The following is a 22,509-nucleotide window of genomic DNA, read 5'->3' as shown; positions in this document are numbered from 1 at the left end:
TTTGAAAAATATTATTCGCCGAGTATTTTTCTTGCTGGGTGAGTGCCTGTTTGTACGTAGTTTGAATGCAGCTGAACCATGGTCTGATGGCGGAATTACATATGGTTTTGCGACAAAATCAGACTATAAACGTATAAGAGAACTCTATTGGACATTAAGCGGTTCGGACTTCTCAAGGTCCCAGAAATGCATGCTGCGACTGTATATTAATAAGCAAATTGTAGTTGCTAAAATGGGTGCTGAAGTACTGGGGTTTAACTACTATTACAGAAATCTTGAAGACAAGAAAAAGCAAATGATTCACGAAGGTTATATTGGTGTGCTTTCGTCTTATAATGGTAAGGGGGTTGCTACATCAATGCGTAAGTATGCTCATGCCTATTTTAGGAGTGAAGGACTTAAAGGAGTGTCAAGCCGTATCTCAGAAGCTAACATGGCTTCACTTAATTCAGCCAGAAAACTTGGCTTTAAGGTTATTGAAAAGTATTTTGACGCGGGCATGAATGAATGTCGTTACTATCTTATCTGTACATTCAATGAATCAGACAGTTAGGGAAATGTTGGTGAGCTATGTTTAATGCGATTCTGGATGGAAGTCAATATAAAAGTCTTGAAGTCTTCGATGGTGAATCCACTGTTGGAAACAAGCTAATTGAAAAATATTCTTCTCGATTGATAAGTATTGCAGAAGATTTTTTTGAAAAAAATCAGCAGCCGGGTATCTGTATTTTGATGGAACGGAGTGCTGATTATATAGCTTTGATATTATCTGCTTGGCATGCCGGGTTTTATGTGGTTCCTTTAAACACCTCTTGGCCAGTCGAAAAGAATCTTGATATTATAAAACGAATAAAGCCCGCTGTTGTTCTGGTGGATGATGGTTTTGATTCTGCTCTTGTTCAGGATGTTAACTTTGTTACTAAGGAGGCTCTATTAGAGACCCCTCATGATCCTAAAGTATGTAAGCGTTCTTTAAAACCTTGTGATATTGCATATATTATTTTTACTTCAGGTTCTACGGGTGAGCCGAAAGGGGTTGTAATATCTGCATCTTCTTTTCGCTCCTATATGGATTGGACAAAACGCCATTTTAATGAATATAAGAATTCAAAGAAACTATTGCTGACATCAGAGCTGACCTTCGATATTACGATGGGAGATATTGCATTTGCTCTGGCCTTTGGAACGCATATTGGTGTTGCGAGATATAATACCAATATTCCTAGTGTGCTAGCTATGATCATGCAGCATCAAATTGATGTTTTGTACTCAGTGCCAACAACGCATTTGGCACTGAGTGCATTTGCGAAGAAGAAGCGCGGCGCAGATCTTTCATCCCTGAAGCTCATTCTGTCTGGTGGTGACCGATTCCCCTGGCAACTTGTTGATGACTATAAAAAGCTAACCAATGGCGCTCATTTCTACAATGTATATGGGCCTACAGAGGTAACAATTAACTGTTTTTCCATTCGTCTTGATGATAAGAATTATCTATCAGATTCTGGAGCCCCCGTTCCCATCGGTTATTGCTTTGATTCGTTGGATTATCTATTGCTAGATGAAAATGGAGATCAAGCAAAGGAAGGAGAACTTTGTATTACGGGCCCGCAAATTATGATGGGTTATCACAACGATTCTGAATTAACGAAGAAAGCTCTTACAACGGACCCGAGACTAAGCAGTGTAAACAGATTGGTATACAGGACTGGAGATCTGGCTTACAGTGAAGAAGGTATAGTTTATCTTAAGGGTAGAATAGACGGACTGGTAAAAATAAGGGGTTACCGTATTCACCCTGACGAGATATCTAAAGCTCTTGACGCCTGTCCTGGAGTCGTTGCTTCAGCTGCAGTAGCTTATGGCGCACAATCTGAAGCTGCCCTTGCTGTATTTCTACAGCTGGAAAAAGACTGTGATCTTCTGGCTCCTCAAGTAGAAGCATTTCTCAGAAGTAAAGTACCGGAATACATGATTCCTGATAGAATTGTTTTTATAGATGAGTTCCCGCTGAATCAAAGTGGTAAAATTGACAAGAAAGTACTGACTACGAGATTGATATGAGTTTGACAGAAAAAGTATGTGCAATTGTTGCTGGTGTACTGAAAACCGAAGCCAATACACTCGATAGCCATTCAGGGCTCGGCGTAACACCAAAATGGGATTCCCTGAATCATACTAAACTGGTTTTAGAGCTTGAGGAGGTTTTCGATATTGAATTTGATTTCAGCGAACTTGATAAGATTATTACAGTAGAGGCTATAGTTTCTTCGTTGGAGGGTAAAGGGGTGTGCAGTTAATATGTTGGTGATTTTTTTTAAAAAACTTAAGGGATATTGTACAACAATACCCAGTCAAATCACTGGCAGGGTCGCTAGTTATCTGCACGAGAAACTCCATACTTCCAAGAACAGGAAGGTTCCATCTGATATTTCAGTTGAAGGCATTCTGCACTTTCTAGAGCGGGCAGAAGTAAAGCAGGGTGACGTATTATTTGTGCATTCATCCTGGGGCAATCTGAACAGTGGTAAGTTTGATGCACAGGAGCTGATAAACTCTTTACTTTCCTATTTGGGAAGTGATGGTACTCTTGCTATGCCGGCAATCCCAAATATACCCCATGTAAATGGGGCTTTATTTAAGTTAAAACGCACACCTTCAGCTGCGGGTTTACTTACAGAAGTCTTTCGGCGTTACCCGGATGTTAAGCGTAGTATTAATCTCAATCATTCGGTATGTGCGCTTGGACCACAGGCAGATTTTCTTACGAAAGATCACCACCATTCAGAAACTTCTTGGGATGATATGTCACCCTACTATAAGTTAGGACAGTTTGAAAATGCCTGGATTATCGGATTAGGGGTTGGCCATCGGCTGAAAGTTGCCACGTCGTTACATTGTGTGGAAAGTAAGTTGTGGAAAAATAACGCTTATTTCAATAAGTTATTTAAAAAACAAATTTGTTACAATTACGTAGATGAGCTGGGCAATGAGGGCCAGCATTGTTATCGACAACGTTTCGGGCAAATTTATACACCTAAAATTGCTAAATATTTCAGTAAAGATGAACTGCGAGAGGAAACTGTCGATGGACTTGAGGTGTATGCAGTTAGAGCAAAAGTTCTTATTGAGCGTTCTGTTGCGCTAGGTGTACAGGGGAAGACGATGTATGTTTGGCCAATTCCTTGGCCATGGCTATTTAAATAAAGCAATTAGCCTATAAGTGATGTGTTGCTTATATCGTGTTGGATTTTGATGTATTAATAAAATCATGCTTCTATTGAGAGTATAGAATAACGTTTTCAGAATTATGATTTTAAAATCTAATCTTGTACAAGAGGTGAAACTGATATGTTAATAGTCAGTATTCCGGATTATTGTCAGAGTCAGATTACTTATTCATTGAATGTTTTACTGAAATATTTTCTTGGATTGGATTTTATTATCTCCGATAAGGTGTCCAGCTGCATTGAAATACGCTGTCAAAGCTCAATCAAAGTACTCAGCATTGATGTCAGCTTTTTTAGTGGGGCGGTTGATAACTGGCTGAAGTCAGATTCACTACCATTGCTGCCTTTGCGAAGCTGGAAACCCCAGGATGATAATCTTCGTGCAATACTTGTGAATGAAGAGCTTCCCATTCTTTATGGAAAAGGATTGATTGTTGATGATGGAGATCACGTCCAACTCGGGATTGATATTTTCGGCAGTGCCTTTTTTATGTTATCACGCTATGAGGAATTGGTAGTACAGGATCGGGACAATCATGATCGTTTTCCTGGTACTTCTTCTTTAGCTTATAAGGCTAACTTTCTGGATCGGCCCATTATTAATGAATATTTAGAAGTCTTATGGTTCTCTATGTCCAGGCTTTGGCCTGCTCTTGATAGAAAAAAGCATACAGCATCAATAAGAGTGAGCTGTGATGTCGATGATCCGTTTGATTCTCTGGTAAATAAGCCCTTGGGTCTTTTTAAAACAGCCCTTATGGACGTAATTAAAAGAAAGGATATTATTCTCGCTTTTAAAAGGGTTCTCAATGCTATAATCGCCCCTTTAAAAATATACAAGCTTGACCCATACAATACATTCGATTGGTATATGGATGCCTGTGAGCGTAATGGTTTGAAAGCTACTTTTTACTTTATAGTTAATCATAGTGCAGGAAAAATTGATGGTGAATATAGTATACAGGAACAAAGAATTCAGCAGCTTATAAAACGTATTATTTCCAGGGGGCACAATGTTGGTGTGCATGGCAGTTATAATACATATCGTGATGGTGGAATGATTGCATATGAAAAAAGACAATTTGATAAATTTGTAATTGCTTGTAATAAGTATGCAAAACCAATTGGCATTCGTCAGCATTATTTAAGAGTAGATTACTCTGTTACTCAGGACTACTTTGAACGTGCTGGCTATAGCTACGATACAACAGGCGGCTATGCAGATGTTCCCGGTTTCAGGTTTGGCGTTTGCTACAGCTTTCCAATGTGGAGCTGGCTTGAAGGTCGTCAAATAAATTTGATTCAACGGCCACTAATTGTCATGGAAGTGGCTGCTTTTTCTTTATATCCTCCGAGTGAGGTTTTATATAAATTAAATATTCTTAAAGCGAATTGCTACAAGTTTAATGGGGACTTCTCCTTGCTTTGGCATAATAGCCAGTTCTTTCTGGGTAGAAAAAAAATGTTCAATTTTATAATCTCTTGAGCTAAGTTTATGTATCGAAATATGGGTTATAATATATCCTTCTTGGCTATATTTCCTGGTTTTCTTATCTATAATTTTTTGATCTTTAAATATGGTTTTTACCCATATCTGGGGGGCTATTTTACTCTTGTAACAGCTGCCTTATCCCCTTTGCTGGTGCTTGGATTTAAACTCAATAGATTTGATTGTTTGTTTGTATTTACAATGCTATTCTTTTTGTCTGTTTCGGTAATACATTATATGTTATCCGAAAGTGGTGTGGCTCAGGTTGAATTGCTAGTTTGGACTGTTGTCTATTTGTTTAATGTTCTGTATCTATTCTTTCTTTTTAAGAAGGCTTATGTGTTCTATGTTCACATATGGCCTGTTTTGCTTTATCTTGTATTTTATTCACTAATGATTTTTTTCAATTTAGAAGGTACTTATCATTTCAATCCAAGAAGCATGAGCAAAGATGTAAGTACTTATCTGATATTTGCTTTTCTTTATATTGTTCCTGTGTTTATTGTTTTTTCTTATCTGTTATCAAAGAATAAAATGCTACTCCTTTGTTTATTTTTCTTTGTTTCCATGAGTTCTATTTTTTTGATTGGTTCTAGATCGGTTTTAATATTTTATGTGGTTTCCTCATTGATTACTTATATTTATTTTAAGGGAGCTTTTACAAAAGAGTTCGTTTTTGTTTGTGTTGTCGCACTATTGCTCAGCATGCTTTACTTAATGTTTGATATTGAATTGAATAATAGAATTATGAGGATTTCAGCAAGTGATGAAAGCGTTTCTAATCGATATGAATATATTGTGTTCGCTTTAAATGAGATAATTGAATCTCCTATTTGGGGCAACTATGGGGCATATTTATCTGAATTTGGAAGTGTATCGGCCTACCCTCATAATTTCATATTAGTGTGGTTGAATAATGGTTTGATAGGTCTTGTGTTATATCTTTGGCTATTGTTATTGCCTGCTTTGGCTTTTTTAGGCAAGAGAAAGCGCTTCTTACGAATTGCTGAATGTTCACCATATTTTTATTTCATTTATGTACTGTCATTCTTGCTTTACATATTTCTTCTAATGAAAGTTTTAGTATCTGACCAATATTTGACGCTCTATCTTGGGGTTTCAAGTGGTGTTTTCTCATTATTTTATTCTGTCTACAAGAGTGAGCGTGTAAGTGTCTAGTATTTTTCATATTACAACTGTCCATAAAAGACATGACATCCGAATCTATTTAAAGGAGCTAATATCGCTGTCTAGAGCGTATGATAGCACTCTTATCGTTTTTGATGGCCATGGTAACGACGATGATTCGGTAGTCAAGATTGTTGATCTGGGGGAGCGGGTTGGTAATCGGCTTTTCAGGGTTTTCTCTCACTATCGTGGAGTCATTGCATATTTAGCAGATATTAAGCGAACAGTTGTTTCTAGTGAAAAAGTGGTTGTTCACTTTCACGATCCTGAAAATCTGATCCTGGCATATATCCTGACTTTCAAAGGGTTTAAAGTGATCTGGGACTCTCATGAGGATTTTCCTAGGCAATTGCTGTATAAAATGTGGTTGCCAGTCTTGATAAGAAAGCCACTTTCATCAGTTGCTGAGATTATCGAAAATTTTGTTTCGAAGCGTATTGCTGGGGTTGTTGCTGCAACCCCATTAATTGAGAGCCGCTTTAAGTCTATTAATAATAACACTGTTTGCGTTAAAAATTATCCTATTTTAGACGAGTTTCTTGATCTTCCTGTAATAAAAGAAGGTGAAAAAGTTATTTGTTATATTGGGTCTATTAATGTTGAGCGGGGGATTGTTGAGCTTATGGATGCACTCGGGGTGCTTGGTCCTGAGTACAAATTAATTTTGTGTGGCACCTTTGATTCACCCAATACAGAAAGGCTTGTTAATAGTCATTGTTGCTGGAGTCAGGTTGATTTTAGAGGAATGCTAGGACGTGAGGGTGTCCGGAAGGCGCTTTCTGAATCAAATGTTGGAATGGTTACATTACACCCGAGCCCTAATCAAGTTGAGGCTTTGCCAATCAAACTGTTTGAATATATGGCTGCAGGGGTGCCCGTTATTGCTTCCAATTTTCCTCTTTGGGAGACTATTGTAAATGAGTCCTCTTGTGGAAAAGTAGTCGACCCATATTCTGTTGATGAGATTGTAGATGCAATTAAATCTATTTGTGGCAATGTTGGTCTGGCGCGGAGTTATGGCGAATCCGGCCGTGCTGCAGTTATGCAAAAATACAGTTGGGAGTCTGAGGAGAAAAAGCTGTTAGAATTCTATAAGGATATTATCCAATAATGAATATGCCAAAAGTTAGTGTTATTGTTCCTTGTTATAACCATGAAGCTTATGTAGAACAGGCTATTCTTAGTGTTCTTAATCAGAGTTACAAGAATATTGAGTTGATTGTTATTGATGATGGGTCAAAAGATAATAGTTGTAGTACCATTCGCTCGCTTTCAGATAAGCATGGCTTCACTTTTGTTGAGCAGTCTAACGCCGGTGTATGTAAAACGCTTAACCGGGGTGTATCAGAGTTTTCCACGGGTGATTATATTGCACTGCTGGCTTCTGATGATTATTGGGCGCTTGATAAAATTGAGAAGCAAATGAAATTGATTCTGTCGTCTGATAATGCTGAGTTTTGCTATACGCAGGCATTAGAATTCGATTCGGATTCTGCTGAAAATATGCGTGTTTTCCCCAAAAATCCCAAGGTTGGGAGGGTGCTGAATAGTGTATTTGTCAGCCAGCATGTTCCTGCAGGTTCAATTCTGTTCAGCAGCCGGTTATTTCATGAGATGAATGGTTTTGACGAATCGCTTAAAGAAGAAGACTGGGATTTTGTTATACGTGCTGCCAGTCTGACTAATTTTGTAGCTGTTCCTGAGCCGTTGTTTTATTACCGATCACATCGTGGAAATACAATGAAAACTCGCTCGCGGAGAAGTATATTTCACGACAAAGCTAAAATTTTGGCTAAAAATTATATGCTGGTATCGCCACTGATTTGGTTATTTTCTGTGGTTTTGCATTTTACCTATGATCATTTGATTTATTACTACAAAAGTAGATGAGGATTGGCTCTTGAAGATTCTGGTAACTGGTGGAGCGGGCTTTATTGGCTCAGCAGTTGTTCGCCATATTATTAACGACACCAATGATTCAGTCGTAAACCTCGATAAACTGACATATGCCGGAAATCTGGAAAATCTGTCTGCTGTTAGCACGTCTGAACGTTATACTTTCGAACAGGTAGATATCTGCAACCGTGCTGAATTAGACCGTGTGTTTGCCCAGCATCAGCCTGATGCGGTGATGCACCTGGCAGCTGAAAGTCATGTGGATCGTTCGATAGATGGTCCCGCTGCGTTTATTGAAACCAACGTCGTTGGCACTTTGACGTTACTGGAAGTGGCTCGCAGCTACTGGCAAGAGTTGGACGAAGGTCGTAAGGCGGCGTTCCGCTTCCATCATATCAGTACCGATGAAGTCTATGGCGACCTGCCGCACCCGGATGATGTGGCGAATAGCGAACCTATAGGAGCGGGCCATGCCCGCGACAACGATACAGAATTACCGTTATTTACAGAAACAACAGCTTATGCGCCAAGCTCGCCCTATAGTGCCAGTAAAGCCAGTTCCGACCACCTTGTACGTGCCTGGCGGCGTACTTATGGTTTACCAACTATTATTACTAACTGCTCCAACAACTATGGCCCTTATCATTTCCCGGAAAAACTGATACCGCACGTGATTCTGAATGCCTTACACGGTAAACCACTGCCCATTTACGGCAAGGGAGATCAGATTCGCGATTGGCTGTATGTAGAAGACCATGCGCGTGCGCTGTATCGGGTAATTACACAGGGAGCAGTAGGTGAAACCTACAATATTGGTGGCCATAACGAAAAGCGGAACATTGAAGTAGTTCAGGCTATCTGCACCATTCTGGATGATTTAGTGTCAAGCCAGGCGCCGAAAGGAGGCCATTCGACCCTCATCACCTATGTGAAAGACCGTCCTGGACACGATCGCCGCTACGCCATTGATGCCAGTAAAATTGCCAATGAACTGGGCTGGCAACCGGAAGAAACTTTTGAAACTGGCTTACGTAAAACCGTAGAGTGGTATTTAAACAACGAACAATGGTGGCAACGTGTATTAAACGGCGACTACCAATTAGCACGTTTAGGAAATAAATAATGAAAGGTATCATCCTCGCAGGAGGCTCCGGCACTCGTTTGTACCCCATTACGATGGGCGTATCCAAACAACTGTTACCGATCTACGACAAGCCTATGATTTACTATCCGTTGTCGGTGCTGATGTTGGCTGGTATCCGCGACATTCTCATTATTACCACAGCGGAAGATCAACCCGCCTTTCAGCGTCTGCTGCAAGATGGCAGTCAGTTTGGTGTAAACCTGAGCTACGCCATACAGCCAAGCCCCGATGGCTTGGCTCAAGCTTTCATTATTGGCGAGGAGTTTATCGGGACTGACGATGTATGTTTGGTACTGGGCGATAATATTTACTACGGTCAAGGCTTCACTCCAAAACTGAAAGAAGCGGTTAAAAAGGCCAAAGAAGGCAAGGGTGCAACCGTATTTGGTTACCAGGTAAAAGACCCAGAACGCTTTGGTGTGGTGGAGTTCGATACCAACATGAAAGCTGTTTCAATCGAAGAAAAACCGAATAAACCCAAGTCCCACTATGCGGTAACTGGCTTGTATTTTTACGATAACCGCGTAATCGAAATCGCAAAAAACGTGAAGCCCAGCGATCGTGGCGAGTTAGAAATTACCTGTGTTAACAACGCCTACCTCGATTTAAACGAACTGAACGTAGAGCTGCTGGGGCGTGGCTTCGCCTGGTTAGATACCGGCACCCATGAAAGCTTGTTGGAAGCCGCACAGTTTGTAGAAACTATTGAAAAGCGCCAGGGCTATAAAGTGGCCTGTATCGAAGAAATCGCTTTCAACAATGGCTGGATGAGCAAAGAACAGCTGCAAGAAGCTGGCAAGTTAATGAGCAAAAACAGCTATGGCCAATATCTGCTGGAAGTGTCAGAGGGTAAAATATGAGCCTTATTCGTCTTATTGATCTACCATCGCTCGGGGATGAACGTGGTTCATTGGTAGCAATAGAAGCAAATAAGCACATCCCCTTTGAGGTTAAACGTGTTTATTACATCTTTGCCACCCAGCCTGGCGTTTCCCGTGGGTTTCATGCGCACAAAAATCTGCAACAGCTTGCCGTTTGTGTAGCTGGAAAGTGCCGTATGCTGTTGGACGATGGTATAGATAAAGAATCGGTATGGTTAGATTCACCGACAAAAGGTCTTCTGATTGGTAATAATGTGTGGCGGGAAATGCACGATTTTAGTGACGATTGTGTTTTGTTGGTCTTGGCCAGTGAACACTATGATGAATCGGACTATATCCGTGATTATTCTGATTTTACAAAATCGGTGAATAAATGAGTTTTATCCATTCACTCGCGGATGTTTCAGAATGTACCTTAGGTGCTGGCACAAAAGTTTGGCAATTTGTTGTGATTTTAAAAGGTGCAATAGTCGGTGAAAACTGTAATATTTGTGCACAATGCCTTATTGAAGGCGATGTTATTATTGGTGATAACGTAACCGTCAAGTCAGGAGTCCAGGTTTGGGATGGTACACGAATTGGTAATAATGTTTTTATTGGACCCAATGTCACATTTACCAATGATCCTTTTCCACGCTCAAAAGAATATCCTGACAGCTTTACTGGCATTACAGTGTGTGATTCTGCGAGCATTGGAGCTAATGCAACAGTGCTGCCAGGAGTTACAATTGGTGCGTCGGCTATGGTTGGTGCTGGTGCGGTTGTAACAAAAGATGTTCCTCCAAAAGCAGTTGTTGTCGGTAATCCAGCTAAAATAATCAGGTTTTTAGAATGATCTCATTTTTAGATTTAAAAGCGATCAATGCTCAGTATCGCGACGAATTAATTCAGGCTTGTGCCCGTGTTATAGATTCTGGCTGGTATATTCAGGGGGCAGAAGTTAAAGCATTCGAGCAAGAATTTGCAGATTACTGCGGAACCAAACATTGTATCGGTGTGGCGAACGGTTTAGATGCTCTGATTCTGGTTCTTCGTGCCTGGAAAGAAATGGGCAAGCTCAAAGACGGTGACGAGGTAATCGTACCCGCCAATACCTATATCGCCAGTATTTTAGCCATTACCGAAAATCACCTCCGGCCAGTGTTAGTAGAGCCAGACCCTGCTACTTACAATATTAGCCCGGAAAATATTCGTGCGGCTATTACGGATAAAACCAAAGCAATTGTAGCGGTTCACCTATATGGCCAGCTGGCAGATATGCCAGAAATTATGAATATTGCAAATAAACACGACTTGTTAGTGCTGGAGGATTCTGCTCAGGCGCACGGTGCAGCAATCAATGGTAAAAAAGCCGGTAACTGGGGTCATGCTTCGGGTTTTAGCTTCTATCCAGGTAAAAACTTGGGTGCACTTGGTGATGCGGGGGCTGTAACTACAAATAATGATGAGTTGGCACAAACGATTCGAGTACTGGGTAATTATGGTAGCAACAAAAAATACGAAAACCTGTATCAGGGGGTAAACAGCCGGCTTGATGAAATGCAAGCTGCCATGCTGCGTGTAAAATTGAGATATCTTGATTCAGAAACGAAACGTCGCCGGGAAATTGCAGCTACCTATGCTGATGGTATAAATAATCCCGCGATATTATTGCCAGTTTCTTCAATAGATGTTTCCCGTGGATTGGAACATCATGCCTTTCATTTATTTGTGGTTCGTACTGGTCAGCGGGATTGTCTGCAACAATACCTATCAAATGTTGGCATTCAGACTATGATTCATTACCCTATAGCACCTCATAATCAGAAGGCTTATTCTAGGGTTTTTAGTGGTCATTTTGATACAACTGAGAGCATCCATTCCGAAGTGTTAAGCTTACCTGTTAGTTCAGTTATGAGTGGCTCTGATGTAGCTTTCGTCATTGATGCTTGTAATGCTTACAGGGGATAATTATGTCATTTAAATGTATAAATGTGAGTCCAATTCATCTTGATGATGTGGCCTTGATTCATGCTGCTAGTTATCCATCTGATCATATCAGTGGGAGTATGGGGCGTGATCTTATTGTTAAGTATTACTCTGAATTTTTAACTGATGAAAATGCTTTCTATGTTTGTGTAGAAAATGGTTTAACTACTGATATTAAAGGGTTTGTTGTTTTTGGTAAAGGCCTGCCAGGTAAGGTTTCAAAATTCAAAAGAGAGAATCGTCTGGATATAATTAAGTTTTTTCTTTCCAGACCCTCAGTTTCCTTTAGATTCATATTGAAGCGTCTCTCTGCGATTATTCAGAACTCCGATCGTTTTGATGAGGCAGAACACCTTATACTTTCGATAGCCGTTAGTAATGATTCTGTAGGTGTAGGGTCTTTCCTGATGAATGCAGTTGATAACTATTGCACTGGTAATGGTGTAGATAAGCTGGGTTTGTATGTTGCTTGTTCAAATGTCAGAGCGTTAAATTTTTACTATAAAACAGGTTTTAAAGTACAAGCATTTATTTCGGGTCAGTATTATATGGAAAAGACTTTTGAGGTTGCACGATGAATGGTTTTCTTCCGTTTGCTTTGCCGGAAATCGGTGAAGAGGAGATTTCTGAGGTTGTTGATTCCTTACGCTCTGGCTGGGTAACTACTGGGCCGAAGGCTAAGAAATTTGAAGAGCAGTTTACTGAGTTTTTAGGCGATTCCTCACTTCAGTCAATTTCTGTAAACTCCGCCACTTCTGGGTTGCATCTGGCTTTAGAAGCCTTAGGTGTTGGCCCGGGGGATGAAGTTATTGTGCCCGACTATACCTTCACTGCAACTGCAGAAGTGATTCGTTACTTGGGGGGGACACCGGTTTTTGTTGATGTTGATTCAGCAACTTTCAATATGACTGCGGAATCCTTTGCTGCGGCCATTACCGATAAAACCAAGGCGGTGATGCCAGTTCATTTTGCTGGGCTGTCGTGCGATATGGATGCCATTATTAAAGTTGCTAAAACGCATGGTATTCGTATTGTTGAAGATGCGGCTCATGCATTGCCTACCCATTATAATGGTAAACTGATCGGTACCTTGGATTCTGATTTTACGGTATTCAGTTTTTATGCCAACAAAACCATGACTACTGGTGAAGGTGGTATGGTGGTAACCCGTGATGCAGAGCTTGCCAAGCGTTGTCGCATTATGCGGTTGCATGGGATAAGCCGGGATGCCTTTGATCGTTATACGTCTACTAAACCTGCTTGGTTCTATGAGATTGTTGCACCGGGTTTTAAGTACAATATGCCCGATATCGCAGCCGCCATTGGCATACATCAGTTAAAGCGTTTACCAGCATTTCAGCTGAAGCGTAATGACATGGCGGGATTTTATAATCAGGAGTTTTCGGGTGTGCCTTTGGTGCTACCTGCATTACCTGGTAATGGGTCTGAACATGCATGGCACTTGTATCCCATCCGTCTTAAGCCTGAAGCAGGTATTGCGCGGGATGAGTTTATACAGAAAATGGCTGATGAAGGCATCGGTTGTTCGGTGCATTTTATTCCTCTGCATTTACAGCCGTACTGGCGTGACACTTACTCTCTTACTCCTGAAGTGTTCCCAAATGCGCATGCCGCTTATGAGACGGAAGTTTCTTTGCCCTTGTACACTAAGATGACGTATTCAGACCAGCAGCGTGTTGTTCGTGCAGTCAAGAAGGTGCTTGGTTGTGATTAAGCGGCTTTTAGATGTGCTGGCATCTTTTTTCGGGTTGCTGATTCTTGCACCTTTTTTTGCCCTGATTGCAATATGGATTAAGTTGGATTCAGCTGGCCCTGTTTTTTTCAGGCAGAATCGAGTCGGTCGTTTTGGCGTGCCATTCAAAATCCATAAATTTCGTACCATGCGTCTGGATGCCGAAAAATCAGGTCGTTTGACGGTAGGAGCAGACTCACGCATTACTCGTTCAGGTCATTTTTTACGCAAAACAAAAATTGATGAATTACCACAGTTGATCGACGTTCTTATGGGGCGAATGAGTCTGGTCGGACCGCGCCCGGAAGTTCAGGAGTTTATTGACTGTTATCCCATTGATGTGCGGGAGAAGGTGTTGTCTGTAAGACCTGGTATCACAGACAAAGCTTCTATTGAAATGGTCGATGAAAACGAAATTCTCGCGAAATATAATGATTCAAGGCAGGCATATATCGATATCATTTTGCCGATAAAGCAATCTTACTATTTAGAATATGTTGATTCGAAGAGTCTGTGTCTTGATCTTAAATTGATTTTTCTGACTCTTAAAAAGATTATCACACGTTAATTTCAGGTATTTTGAGATTTGCATGACTGGTTTTTATTCTCGGCACTTCTAATTCTAAATTTCACAAAGAGCTTATGGTTTATCTTGGTTTAGAAAACCCCAAAGATGCCGGTAACGTCGGTTCGGTTTTACGGGCGCTGGGGTGCTATCAGGCTGATGGCATCTTTTACACCGGCAGCCGTTATGACCGTGCCGTAAAGCACAGTACCGATACGCGTAACGTGGCAGAAAAAGCGCAGATGTCTCATGTCGGGAGTCTGCTTCTGGTTAAAGAGCAGTTGCCGGATGATACCCGCCTTATTTGTGTGGAACTGGTTGTCGGTGCAACGCCGCTGCCGGAGTTTGAGCATCCTGAGCATGCGCTTTATGTGTTCGGCCCTGAAGATGGCAGTATTCCGCAGGATATTGTCAGTGCTGCAGATGAGGTGGTTTATATCCCTACGGTGGGGTGTATGAATCTGGCGGCAACGGTTAATGTTGTGCTTTATGACCGCCTGGCAAAGCTTGGCCCGGCAAAGGACATTAAATCAGGGGATGAGCTGATAAAAAGAAGTCGGGATAACAGAAACAGGTTAAAGCGTTAATTAGTCGGAAGTCGGAAGTCGGAAGTCGGAAGTCGTCCTGCTTATCCGACAATTGCCTGATAGGTTTGGGTTCAGGGGAGTGTCAGCATACTGATGTGGTTATTGCAGCATTTAAAAGGATTTTTATGTTTGAAATACTTCATCATGGCGCGGTTAATGGTGTAACCGGCTCCTGTCATCAGCTGAAACTGGCGAACGGGCTGTCGTTGCTGGTTGATTGCGGTTTGTTTCAGGGGGCGGAGTCCATTGACCGGGAAAGCGGTAACGAAGATTTTAACCGCAAGCAAATCGATTTTCCGCTGGCAGGTATTCAGGCTTTAGTGGTTACCCATTGCCATATTGATCATGTTGGGCGTATCCCTTATTTATTGGCGGCGGGATTTGACGGCCCGGTGTATGCCAGTGAGGCAACGGCACAGTTACTGCCTCTGGTAATTGAAGATGCTATTAAAGTGGGCGTCAGTCGTGATGAGCGGTTAATCCGCTCGGTGTTGCAGAAGTTGCAGTCGCTGTTGGTGCCGGTGCCTTATAAGCAGTGGTTTGATATTGCGGGTATCGATGGTTTAAAGGCAAAGTTTCATTGTGCAGGGCATATTCTGGGCTCTGCCTATGTGGAGTTTGATCTGGCTGCCGCCTCTCTGACTGCGGCCGCCTCTCCGGCAGAAAAACATGCTCGGGAAAAGTCCCATAAAATCGTATTTTCCGGTGATTTGGGTGCACCGTATTCACCGTTATTGCCTGCGCCAAAAGCCCCGTATCGTGCCGATACTCTGGTTATTGAAAGCACCTATGGTGACAGGGTGCATGAATCGCGCCGCCAGCGCCGAGCACAGTTGCAGCAGGTTATTGAAACCTGTCTGAAAAATGGCGGAACGGTATTAATCCCGGCATTTTCGATTGGCCGTACGCAGGAGTTGTTGTACGAGCTTGAGGAGATTATTCACCGGGTAAGCGCGGCCAATACCCGTAACAGTGGCTCTGACAATGTGTGGGAGCATCTGGATATTATTGTCGATTCGCCGCTGGCTGCTGAATTTACCGCCAGTTATCGCGCATTAAAGCATCTGTGGGATGCTGAGGCGCGCAATAAGGTAAGGGCAGGGCGGCATCCGCTGGATTTTGAGCAGTTGCTTACTGTTAACCGCCATGCCGATCATCTGAATACCGTTGCTTATCTTAAAAAGACCGGCCGTGCGGCTGTTGTAATTGCCGCCAGTGGAATGTGCAGCGGTGGTCGTATTCAGAATTATTTAAGAGCCCTGCTGCCGGATGAGCGTACCGATGTGATATTTGTTGGTTATCAGGCGCGTGGTACAGCGGGGCGTGATATTCAGCAATATGGCCCGCGTTTCCGCGAGGGTAAATCACCTGGTTACGTGGTGCTGGATGGTCAGCGGGTAGATATTAAAGCGGGTGTGTATACGCTTGGTGGATACAGTGCCCATGCCGATCAGCGCGACCTGCTTAATTTTGTCAAACGTATGCGCCATAAGCCGCAGCATATCCGTATTGTGCATGGTGATGATGAGGCGAAGCGTGAATTGCGGCAGCTCTACCGGGAGATGTTACCGGATACCGATGTGGTGATTGGGTAGGAGAGGCCCATGGCCGCGAATCGGGGTTTTTAAAGTCGCTATGCAGCGTTGATGTTTATCGGCCCGCCGTTGGCGGGCATCGCGGCCATGGGCCGCTCCTGCACAAAACGATGTGTCGCGGCAGACATTCCGCTCTTACCGTTTCATCGCGAAAGACATGTCACTCCCAGAGCTCCGTGTTACAGGAGCCACTCATGCTATTATGGGGCCATTATCAGAACACCCAAAATGAGGATGCGTGTGTGATTCAGAATTTACTGGATGCTTTTTATGCGATTAAACCAGACGCCTCTGTCGCGGCACAGCGTGTTGCTTTTGGCACATCCGGGCACCGTGGCTCTGCATTAAAAAGTACCTTTAACGAGTGGCATATTCTGAGTATTGCTCAGGCTGTGGCCGATTACCGCGCTCAGGCCAATATTGGTGGGCCACTGTTTCTCGGTCAGGATACTCATGCTTTGTCACAGCCTGCCTGGGAAACCGCTTTGCAGGTGCTGGCTGCTAACAATATTGATGTGCGTATTGCCGCGGGTGGAGAGGTTACGGCAACGCCGCTGGTCAGCCGTGCCATTCTCAGTTTTAACGCGTCTGAGCCGGCAGGGCAGGCCGATGGTCTGATTATTACGCCTTCGCATAATCCGCCGGAAGACGGTGGTATTAAGTACAACACCCCGGATGGCGGCCCTGCCGATAGTGACGTTACCGGCTGGATTGAACAGCGTGCTAACGAATATCTGCATAATGGCTGCACGGATGTGAAGCGCCTGGATATCAGTACGGCCCGCACGCAGGCGCAGGAATACGACTTTGTTGCTGAGTATATTGCCCAGCTGGGTCAGGTTGTTGATCTGCAGGCTATCCGTAACAGCGGGCTGAAGCTGGGTGCTGATCCTATGGGGGGTACTGCGCTGCCGGTGTGGCAGGCGCTGGGCGCTGAAGCCGGTATGAATATCAGCGTGGTTAATCAGCAGGTCGATCCGGCATTTGCTTTTATGCCGCCGGATCACGATGGCCGTATCCGTATGGATTGTTCCAGTACCGCTGCGATGGCGAATTTGCTTAAGGTCAGAGATCAATTTGATATTGCCTTTGGTAACGACCCCGATGCCGATCGTCATGGTATTGTCGATTCTGCAGGCTTAATGAATCCGAATCATTTCCTGTGTGTGTGTGTTGATTATTTATTAACCCATCGTCCACATTGGTCAGCCACTCTGAAAGTGGGCAAAACCCTGGTTACCAGTTCAATGATGGACCGCGTGGTACAGGCGAATAACCGTGAATTGTACGAAGTGCCGGTCGGGTTTAAATGGTTTGTACCAGGGCTGTTTAATGCTGAGCTGGCATTCGGTGGAGAAGAGAGCGCCGGTGCCAGCTTTTTAACCCTGAATGGCAAACCATGGACTACCGATAAAGACGGCATTGTATTGTGCCTGCTGGCCGCAGAAATTATGGCGGTAACGGGTCTGAAACCATCGGAATATTACGCCAGGCTGGTGCAGCAGCATGGTAATCCTGTTTATCGTCGCATCGATGCGCCAGCAACCCCGGCACAGAAAGCGGCTTTTAAACAGCTGACAGCTGACCGCATTCAGGCTTCACAACTTGCCGGTTCTGACATTACCGCGGTACATACCCGTGCGCCAGGTAATGGGGCAGCTATTGGCGGAATTAAGGTGTGTACAGAGCAGGGTTGGTTTGCTGCACGTCCGAGCGGGACGGAAGATATTTATAAAATTTATGCAGAAAGTTTTGTCGGTGAGGAGCACTTAGGACAGTTGATTAATGAAGCGCAGAGTTTGCTGAGCGCGGTGCTCTGACAGGAGTTTCACTTTTTTAAAATCACCTGGCTTCCACGCTCTGCGTACATCTGGCTCCCACGCTCTGCGTGGTAGCCCTTGCGGGCACAGTTGCATTCCCACGCGGAGTGTAGGAGTTGCGTTCCCACGCGGAGCGTGGGAACGAGAAAAAATCACCTGGCTCCCACGCTCTGCGTACATCTGGCTCCCACGCTCTGCGTGGTAGCCCTTGCGGGTACAGTTGCATTCCCACGCGGAGCGTAGGAGTTGCGTTCCCACGCGGAGCGTGGGAACGAGAAAATACACCTGGCTCCCACGCTCTGCGTGGTAGCCCTTGCGGGTACAGTTGCATTCCCACACGGAGCGTAGGAACGAGGAACGAAGGAACGGGAAAAGGTAACATCTGGCTCCCACGCTCTGCGTGGTAGCCCTTGCGGGACAGTTGCATTCACACGCGGAGCGTAGGAACGAGAAAGCTTATTTAAGTGTTTTTGATGCATTTAAAGATGCATTTAACACCCAGTCCGGTGATTCTCCCTGCTTACTGTAGGCAGCCGGAGCTTCGAGTAATAAGTTAATCACGTCTTCTACGCGGAATTCGTGACAGGCTTTATCCAGTCTGTTCAGTAAATTGTGGGTTTCAGGCCAGGACAAGTGCACTTCATTTGCAGTCATAATACGTGGGTGATCAGTGCCTTCTACATTGTCGCCAATCAGCAGCTCTTCGTAGAGCTTCTCGCCGGGGCGCAAACCGGTAAATTGCAGTTCAATATCACCATGAGGGTTCTGCTCGGTTTTTTCTGTTAAACCTGATAGCCGGATCATTTTCTTCGCCAGGCTGGTAATTTTTACCGGCTCTCCCATATCCAGTACAAATACGTCGCCACCTTTACCCATGGCCCCTGCCTGAATGACCAGCTGCGAGGCCTCAGGAATGGTCATAAAGTAACGGATAATATCCGGGTGCGTAACCGTAATGGGGCCGCCTTCTTTAATCTGTCTGCGGAATAAGGGCACAACCGAGCCGGATGAGCCCAGCACATTGCCAAAACGTACCATGCAGAACAGGGTATCGCGCTGGCGTTCAGCCAGTGCCTGTAAAATCAATTCGGCCATGCGTTTAGATGCGCCCATTACATTGGTCGGGCGTACGGCTTTATCGGTAGAAATTAATACAAAGCGTTCGACACCGGCGGCGATCGCAGCCTCTGCACAGTACCAGGTGCCGAATACATTGTTGCGCACACCTTCAACCACATTATGCTCGACCATAGGTACGTGTTTGTACGCAGCAGCATGATAAATAGTCTGTACACCGAAGGTGCGGAAGATAGCTTCAAGACGATTCTGTTTTTGTACCGAGCCCAGGATGGAAATAATTTCAGTATCGATATGATGGGTGCTGCTCAGTTGTTGCAGCTCCTGCTCGATGGCATACAGGCTGTACTCGTTCAGTTCAAACAGAATGAGTTGTTTTGGTTGTTGCAGCAGGGCTTGCCGGCAAAGCTCAGAACCGATAGAACCACCTGCACCGGTAACCAGTACAATTTTATTGTGAATATTGTTTTGCAGCAGTTCGCTGCGTGGAGTAACGCAATCACGGCCGAGTAAATCTTCGATTTCAACTTCGCGCACTTCTTCAATCCGCGCTTTGCCACTGATAATGTCATTAACAGATGGAGCGGTCAGTACTTCCAGTTTGCTGTCAGCCAGTTTCTCAATCAGCCGTTTGCGTTCGGCGATACTGGTTCTGCCCAGAGCCAGCAGGACTTTTTTTATCTGGTGAAGTTCCGTCAGTTTTTTGATTTCATCGGCAGCATGAACTTTCAGACCCTGAATATTCATATTCTGCTTTTTATTATCATCGTCAATAAAAGCAAAGGTACGGTAGTGATCACTGCCGGTTAATGCATTGGCGAGTGCAACCCCTTGTTGTCCTGCGCCATAAATTAATACCGGTTCGCATTTTGACCGGCCCAGCTGGGTGACAATGCTGCGGATAAAAAGACGCGGTGTTCCCAGTACGGCAAAGGCGGTGAAGCAATAAATAATAAGGCTTGAACGTGGCAGGCCGGCATGGGTAAAAAAAGAACTGCTGGCCAGAGTGATGGCCGATATGGCAATTCCCAGAGCCAGTCTGACAAACGCCTGGCCAGTCATAAAACGTACAACCGCGCGGTACAGGCCTAATTTGACGAAGGTAATTAAAGTAATAAGTGTTGTGATCAGTGCTGCTGAAATAACGGCGTTATCTACGTTTGGTGTTACGCTACCAAAGCGCAGTGCAAGGGCGAGATAAATTGCAAAAGGAACGGCAATAAAATCGTAAGTGACAGAAATAATGCGCTTAACGGGACGCGAAGCATTCAGCAAAAAGTTGATCATATGGCCAAAAATCATCTGGTTATTAGACACGAAAGTTTAGCAGCATACGCAGAAAATTTGCGGTTATACTCTGTAAATTCTGGCTTTTTTATCGGATGTTTTTTGAGTTTTGTCTCAATTAGAGACTGGGAAGATCTTTGGCGGGATCTTACTGAAGTGGCTCCCCGAGTTGGACTTGAACCAACGACCAATAGATTAACAGTCTACTGCTCTACCGACTGAGCTATCGGGGAACATCAGTAAGTGATGCGCATTATGCTGATGCGGATTTCGGCTGTCAAGCATCTGTTTGATTTTATTGGCTTTTACTGAGGATTTTGTTCTTTGGCGGAGAACTTTTGCTTGTCGTCGGCTTTTTGTTTTTCTGGTACCTTAAATGTAACCAATTGAGACTATCCTTAGTGGCTGTGAGTTGAATGGCTGGGCATTTCTGAATCTTTCAGGCGTGTGCAGGTTTTGTTTATAGAATGGAGCTCGTATGAGTCAGCAACACCCCGTTAATCCTGCGGCAGTAAGCCCTGTTATTGGTATGGAAGATGAAGTTAATCTGACGGATCTGTTCCGTAATATCTGGCGTCAGCGTGGGCTGGTGTTGGGTGTTGCACTGTGTGTGGGACTTGCCGTACTGATGTTTCACTTTGCCAGAGCTTCGTTTGCGGTGCCGCACAGCGTTGATTATCCCATTACGCTGACCTTTCTGAATGGCGATAAATACCCCAATGGCCGGGTGTTCAGCCCGCGTGACATTATTACCCCGGCCGTACTGAACGCTGTTGAGACGCAGGGCAGGGTTACGGTCTCTGCTGAGCAGCTGGCAAAATCCCTGGATGTATATTATTCCAACTCACTGTACCGGGCGACCGAAGAAAAGCTGAATGAACTGCTGGTAAACAGCAAAACCCCTCCGGAAATGCGTGCCGCCGCCGAGTCAGCGCTGAAAGAGCTGCGTGAAAAATCCCATGCTTCGCTGACTCTCAGCCTGAACCTTCAGACCGCAGGGATTACCGCTGCTGAAGCTGAGCAGGCGGTTGCGGCTGTAGTTGATGCCTGGGCGCAGCTGGCCACCGAGCGTGGGCTGATGAATGCCGATATTGAACGGCCATTGCAGGCATTCAGTGCCGCAGACAATCTGAACATTATTGATGTATACGACAGCGCAACCTCGTATCTGGAATCGTTGCAGCTGGCCGTGGCTAAGCTGTCGGAGTTTCCGGGCACAGGCAGTCTGGTGGTGGATGGCCGCACCCTGGATGATATTCGCCGGCAGTTACTGATGCTGGAGGGAAGCGAAATTGGCCCGCTGCGCGAATTTGCCTACTCCAACTCATCTGAGCTGGCAGCAAAAGATCCTGCGATTATGGTGCGTCTGTTTTCCCGCCAGCGTTTACTGCGCCTGGAACATGAGCGTCTGACCAAGCTGGTTGCCTCTTATGATGCGGCGTTAAATCAGTTGTCTCGTACCAGCGCACAGGATCTGAACAAAACGGCGGGCAGCAATGAGTCTTCCGGAGCGCAGTTTGATGAGTCGTTTCTGGATTCGTTATTGGCATTGGGCAATAAGCTTGGTGATGTCGAAATGCGCAAGGATCTGTTTCAGCGCCGTACTGCTGCGACCGAGGAATTGTTGGGGCTGGAAAAAGAAATTGCCATTCTGACCGGTACTGACAACAAGAATTATGGCAACCTGGATTCTCAGGCAATCCTGCGCGGCTCGCTGGCTGGCGTTGAAACCAGTCTGAATACTATTCAGCAGCAGCTGGATCGTTTTATTGCTATTTACCGTCAGCAGACCTTGCAGAGTGGCGGACATCTGTTTGTTGCCGATGCGGCACCTGTTGTTCGTGGTGGTAGTGCACAGGTGGGCAGAAAGATAGGCACACACCTGACACTGGGCATTATTCTTGGTGGCATGCTGGGTGTGATGCTGGCGCTGATGCGTGCGGCGATGATCTCCAGCAGGAATAAAAACCGCAGCTGAATGATATAAAAAAGCCCGGAATTTACCGGGCTTTTTTATGCGTGTTGCCTGAGA

21 protein-coding genes and 1 tRNA gene are annotated in these 22,509 nt (G+C 44.4%); 20 read left to right on the top strand and 2 right to left on the bottom strand.

Annotated elements, in window-relative coordinates; genetic code table 11:
* Position 1: 1 nt before the first annotated feature.
* From HUF19_RS11200 to pgm, 19 genes are all read left to right on the top strand, one after another.
* Positions 2-553 carry a GNAT family N-acetyltransferase gene (locus tag HUF19_RS11200; protein ID WP_260996714.1) on the top strand — a complete coding sequence of 184 codons (552 nt, stop codon included), beginning with the start codon at positions 2-4 and terminating at the stop codon, positions 551-553.
* A 17-nt stretch (positions 554-570) separates the two neighbouring features.
* The gene (locus tag HUF19_RS11195) at positions 571-2,061 is read left to right on the top strand and encodes an AMP-binding protein (protein ID WP_260996713.1); all 1,491 of its coding nucleotides are present in this window, start codon (positions 571-573) and stop codon (positions 2,059-2,061) included.
* Positions 2,058-2,297: an acyl carrier protein gene (locus HUF19_RS11190; protein WP_260996712.1), complete on the top strand. Its 240-nt coding sequence runs from the start codon at positions 2,058-2,060 to the stop codon at positions 2,295-2,297. The genes HUF19_RS11195 and HUF19_RS11190 overlap by 4 nt, the downstream gene beginning before the upstream one ends.
* A gap of 1 nt (position 2,298) precedes the next feature.
* Positions 2,299-3,204, top strand: coding sequence for an AAC(3) family N-acetyltransferase (locus HUF19_RS11185; protein WP_260996711.1), 906 nt, complete (start codon positions 2,299-2,301; stop codon positions 3,202-3,204).
* 144 nt (positions 3,205-3,348) lie between these two features.
* A complete protein-coding gene (locus HUF19_RS11180; RefSeq protein ID WP_260996710.1) occupies positions 3,349-4,713 on the top strand; it encodes a polysaccharide deacetylase family protein in 1,365 nt (454 codons plus the stop codon).
* A gap of 21 nt (positions 4,714-4,734) precedes the next feature.
* A complete protein-coding gene (locus HUF19_RS11175) occupies positions 4,735-5,895 on the top strand; it encodes an O-antigen ligase family protein (RefSeq protein ID WP_260996709.1) in 1,161 nt (386 codons plus the stop codon).
* Entirely contained in the window at positions 5,888-7,015 is a 1,128-nt protein-coding gene (locus tag HUF19_RS11170) for a glycosyltransferase (protein ID WP_260996708.1), read from the top strand. The genes HUF19_RS11175 and HUF19_RS11170 overlap by 8 nt, the downstream gene beginning before the upstream one ends.
* On the top strand, positions 7,015-7,794 hold the full coding sequence (locus HUF19_RS11165; protein ID WP_260996707.1) for a glycosyltransferase family 2 protein: 780 nt from the start codon (positions 7,015-7,017) through the stop codon (positions 7,792-7,794). The genes HUF19_RS11170 and HUF19_RS11165 overlap by 1 nt, the downstream gene beginning before the upstream one ends.
* Positions 7,795-7,804: 10 nt before the next feature.
* Entirely contained in the window at positions 7,805-8,923 is a 1,119-nt protein-coding gene (gene rfbB / locus HUF19_RS11160) for a dTDP-glucose 4,6-dehydratase (RefSeq protein WP_260996706.1), read from the top strand.
* Positions 8,923-9,804, top strand: a complete 882-nt coding sequence (rfbA, locus tag HUF19_RS11155) for a glucose-1-phosphate thymidylyltransferase RfbA (protein WP_260996705.1) — start codon at positions 8,923-8,925, stop codon at positions 9,802-9,804. The genes rfbB and rfbA overlap by 1 nt, the downstream gene beginning before the upstream one ends.
* Positions 9,801-10,202 carry a sugar 3,4-ketoisomerase gene (locus HUF19_RS11150; RefSeq protein ID WP_260996704.1) on the top strand — a complete coding sequence of 134 codons (402 nt, stop codon included), beginning with the start codon at positions 9,801-9,803 and terminating at the stop codon, positions 10,200-10,202. Before rfbA ends, HUF19_RS11150 begins: the two co-directional genes overlap by 4 nt.
* Positions 10,199-10,660: an acyltransferase gene (locus tag HUF19_RS18365; RefSeq protein ID WP_270049418.1), complete on the top strand. Its 462-nt coding sequence runs from the start codon at positions 10,199-10,201 to the stop codon at positions 10,658-10,660. Before HUF19_RS11150 ends, HUF19_RS18365 begins: the two co-directional genes overlap by 4 nt.
* Positions 10,657-11,775, top strand: a complete 1,119-nt coding sequence (locus HUF19_RS11135) for a DegT/DnrJ/EryC1/StrS family aminotransferase (RefSeq protein WP_260996703.1) — start codon at positions 10,657-10,659, stop codon at positions 11,773-11,775. The genes HUF19_RS18365 and HUF19_RS11135 overlap by 4 nt, the downstream gene beginning before the upstream one ends.
* 2 nt (positions 11,776-11,777) lie before the next feature.
* Positions 11,778-12,371 carry a GNAT family N-acetyltransferase gene (locus HUF19_RS11130; protein WP_260996702.1) on the top strand — a complete coding sequence of 198 codons (594 nt, stop codon included), beginning with the start codon at positions 11,778-11,780 and terminating at the stop codon, positions 12,369-12,371.
* Positions 12,368-13,528, top strand: a complete 1,161-nt coding sequence (locus HUF19_RS11125) for a DegT/DnrJ/EryC1/StrS family aminotransferase (RefSeq protein ID WP_260996701.1) — start codon at positions 12,368-12,370, stop codon at positions 13,526-13,528. The genes HUF19_RS11130 and HUF19_RS11125 overlap by 4 nt, the downstream gene beginning before the upstream one ends.
* Positions 13,521-14,114, top strand: coding sequence for a sugar transferase (locus tag HUF19_RS11120; protein WP_260996700.1), 594 nt, complete (start codon positions 13,521-13,523; stop codon positions 14,112-14,114). Before HUF19_RS11125 ends, HUF19_RS11120 begins: the two co-directional genes overlap by 8 nt.
* A 74-nt stretch (positions 14,115-14,188) precedes the next feature.
* Positions 14,189-14,698, top strand: a complete 510-nt coding sequence (locus HUF19_RS11115) for an RNA methyltransferase (RefSeq protein WP_260996699.1) — start codon at positions 14,189-14,191, stop codon at positions 14,696-14,698.
* Positions 14,699-14,823: 125 nt separating this feature from the next.
* Entirely contained in the window at positions 14,824-16,293 is a 1,470-nt protein-coding gene (locus HUF19_RS11110) for an MBL fold metallo-hydrolase RNA specificity domain-containing protein (RefSeq protein ID WP_260996698.1), read from the top strand.
* Positions 16,294-16,538: 245 nt separating this feature from the next.
* On the top strand, positions 16,539-18,113 hold the full coding sequence (gene pgm / locus HUF19_RS11105) for a phosphoglucomutase (alpha-D-glucose-1,6-bisphosphate-dependent) (RefSeq protein ID WP_260999494.1): 1,575 nt from the start codon (positions 16,539-16,541) through the stop codon (positions 18,111-18,113).
* Positions 18,114-18,569: 456 nt separating this feature from the next.
* On the opposite strand, the gene HUF19_RS11100 is transcribed toward pgm, so the two are convergent.
* Positions 18,570-20,477: a polysaccharide biosynthesis protein gene (locus HUF19_RS11100; protein WP_260996697.1), complete on the bottom strand. Its 1,908-nt coding sequence runs from the start codon at positions 20,475-20,477 to the stop codon at positions 18,570-18,572.
* A 157-nt stretch (positions 20,478-20,634) separates the two neighbouring features.
* Positions 20,635-20,710 (bottom strand) — tRNA-Asn (locus HUF19_RS11095).
* A gap of 245 nt (positions 20,711-20,955) precedes the next feature.
* Between HUF19_RS11095 and HUF19_RS11090 the strand changes: the two genes are divergently transcribed.
* On the top strand, positions 20,956-22,455 hold the full coding sequence (locus HUF19_RS11090) for a hypothetical protein (RefSeq protein ID WP_260996696.1): 1,500 nt from the start codon (positions 20,956-20,958) through the stop codon (positions 22,453-22,455).
* Positions 22,456-22,509: the final 54 nt, after the last annotated feature.

The sequence above is a fragment of the Thalassolituus hydrocarboniclasticus genome (assembly GCF_025345565.1).
Taxonomy (GTDB): domain Bacteria; phylum Pseudomonadota; class Gammaproteobacteria; order Pseudomonadales; family Oceanobacteraceae; genus Venatoribacter; species Venatoribacter hydrocarboniclasticus.
This window is presented reverse-complemented; position numbering and strand designations above follow the sequence as displayed.

Bases quoted from the DNA above. Each gene is read 5' to 3' on its own strand.
- HUF19_RS11190 (WP_260996712.1), top strand. From the start codon at position 2,058: ATGAGTTTGACAGAAAAAGTATGTGCAATTGTTGCTGGTGTACTGAAA.
- HUF19_RS11195 (WP_260996713.1), top strand. From the start codon at position 571: ATGTTTAATGCGATTCTGGATGGAAGTCAATATAAAAGTCTTGAAGTC.
- HUF19_RS11130 (WP_260996702.1), top strand. From the start codon at position 11,778: ATGTCATTTAAATGTATAAATGTGAGTCCAATTCATCTTGATGATGTG.
- HUF19_RS18365 (WP_270049418.1), top strand. From the start codon at position 10,199: ATGAGTTTTATCCATTCACTCGCGGATGTTTCAGAATGTACCTTAGGT.
- HUF19_RS11135 (WP_260996703.1), top strand. From the start codon at position 10,657: ATGATCTCATTTTTAGATTTAAAAGCGATCAATGCTCAGTATCGCGAC.
- HUF19_RS11090 (WP_260996696.1), top strand. From the start codon at position 20,956: ATGAGTCAGCAACACCCCGTTAATCCTGCGGCAGTAAGCCCTGTTATT.
- HUF19_RS11100 (WP_260996697.1), bottom strand. From the start codon at position 20,477: ATGATCAACTTTTTGCTGAATGCTTCGCGTCCCGTTAAGCGCATTATT.
- HUF19_RS11150 (WP_260996704.1), top strand. From the start codon at position 9,801: ATGAGCCTTATTCGTCTTATTGATCTACCATCGCTCGGGGATGAACGT.
- HUF19_RS11115 (WP_260996699.1), top strand. From the start codon at position 14,189: ATGGTTTATCTTGGTTTAGAAAACCCCAAAGATGCCGGTAACGTCGGT.
- HUF19_RS11125 (WP_260996701.1), top strand. From the start codon at position 12,368: ATGAATGGTTTTCTTCCGTTTGCTTTGCCGGAAATCGGTGAAGAGGAG.
- HUF19_RS11110 (WP_260996698.1), top strand. From the start codon at position 14,824: ATGTTTGAAATACTTCATCATGGCGCGGTTAATGGTGTAACCGGCTCC.
- HUF19_RS11185 (WP_260996711.1), top strand. From the start codon at position 2,299: ATGTTGGTGATTTTTTTTAAAAAACTTAAGGGATATTGTACAACAATA.
- HUF19_RS11180 (WP_260996710.1), top strand. From the start codon at position 3,349: ATGTTAATAGTCAGTATTCCGGATTATTGTCAGAGTCAGATTACTTAT.
- rfbA (WP_260996705.1), top strand. From the start codon at position 8,923: ATGAAAGGTATCATCCTCGCAGGAGGCTCCGGCACTCGTTTGTACCCC.
- HUF19_RS11175 (WP_260996709.1), top strand. From the start codon at position 4,735: ATGGGTTATAATATATCCTTCTTGGCTATATTTCCTGGTTTTCTTATC.
- HUF19_RS11165 (WP_260996707.1), top strand. From the start codon at position 7,015: ATGAATATGCCAAAAGTTAGTGTTATTGTTCCTTGTTATAACCATGAA.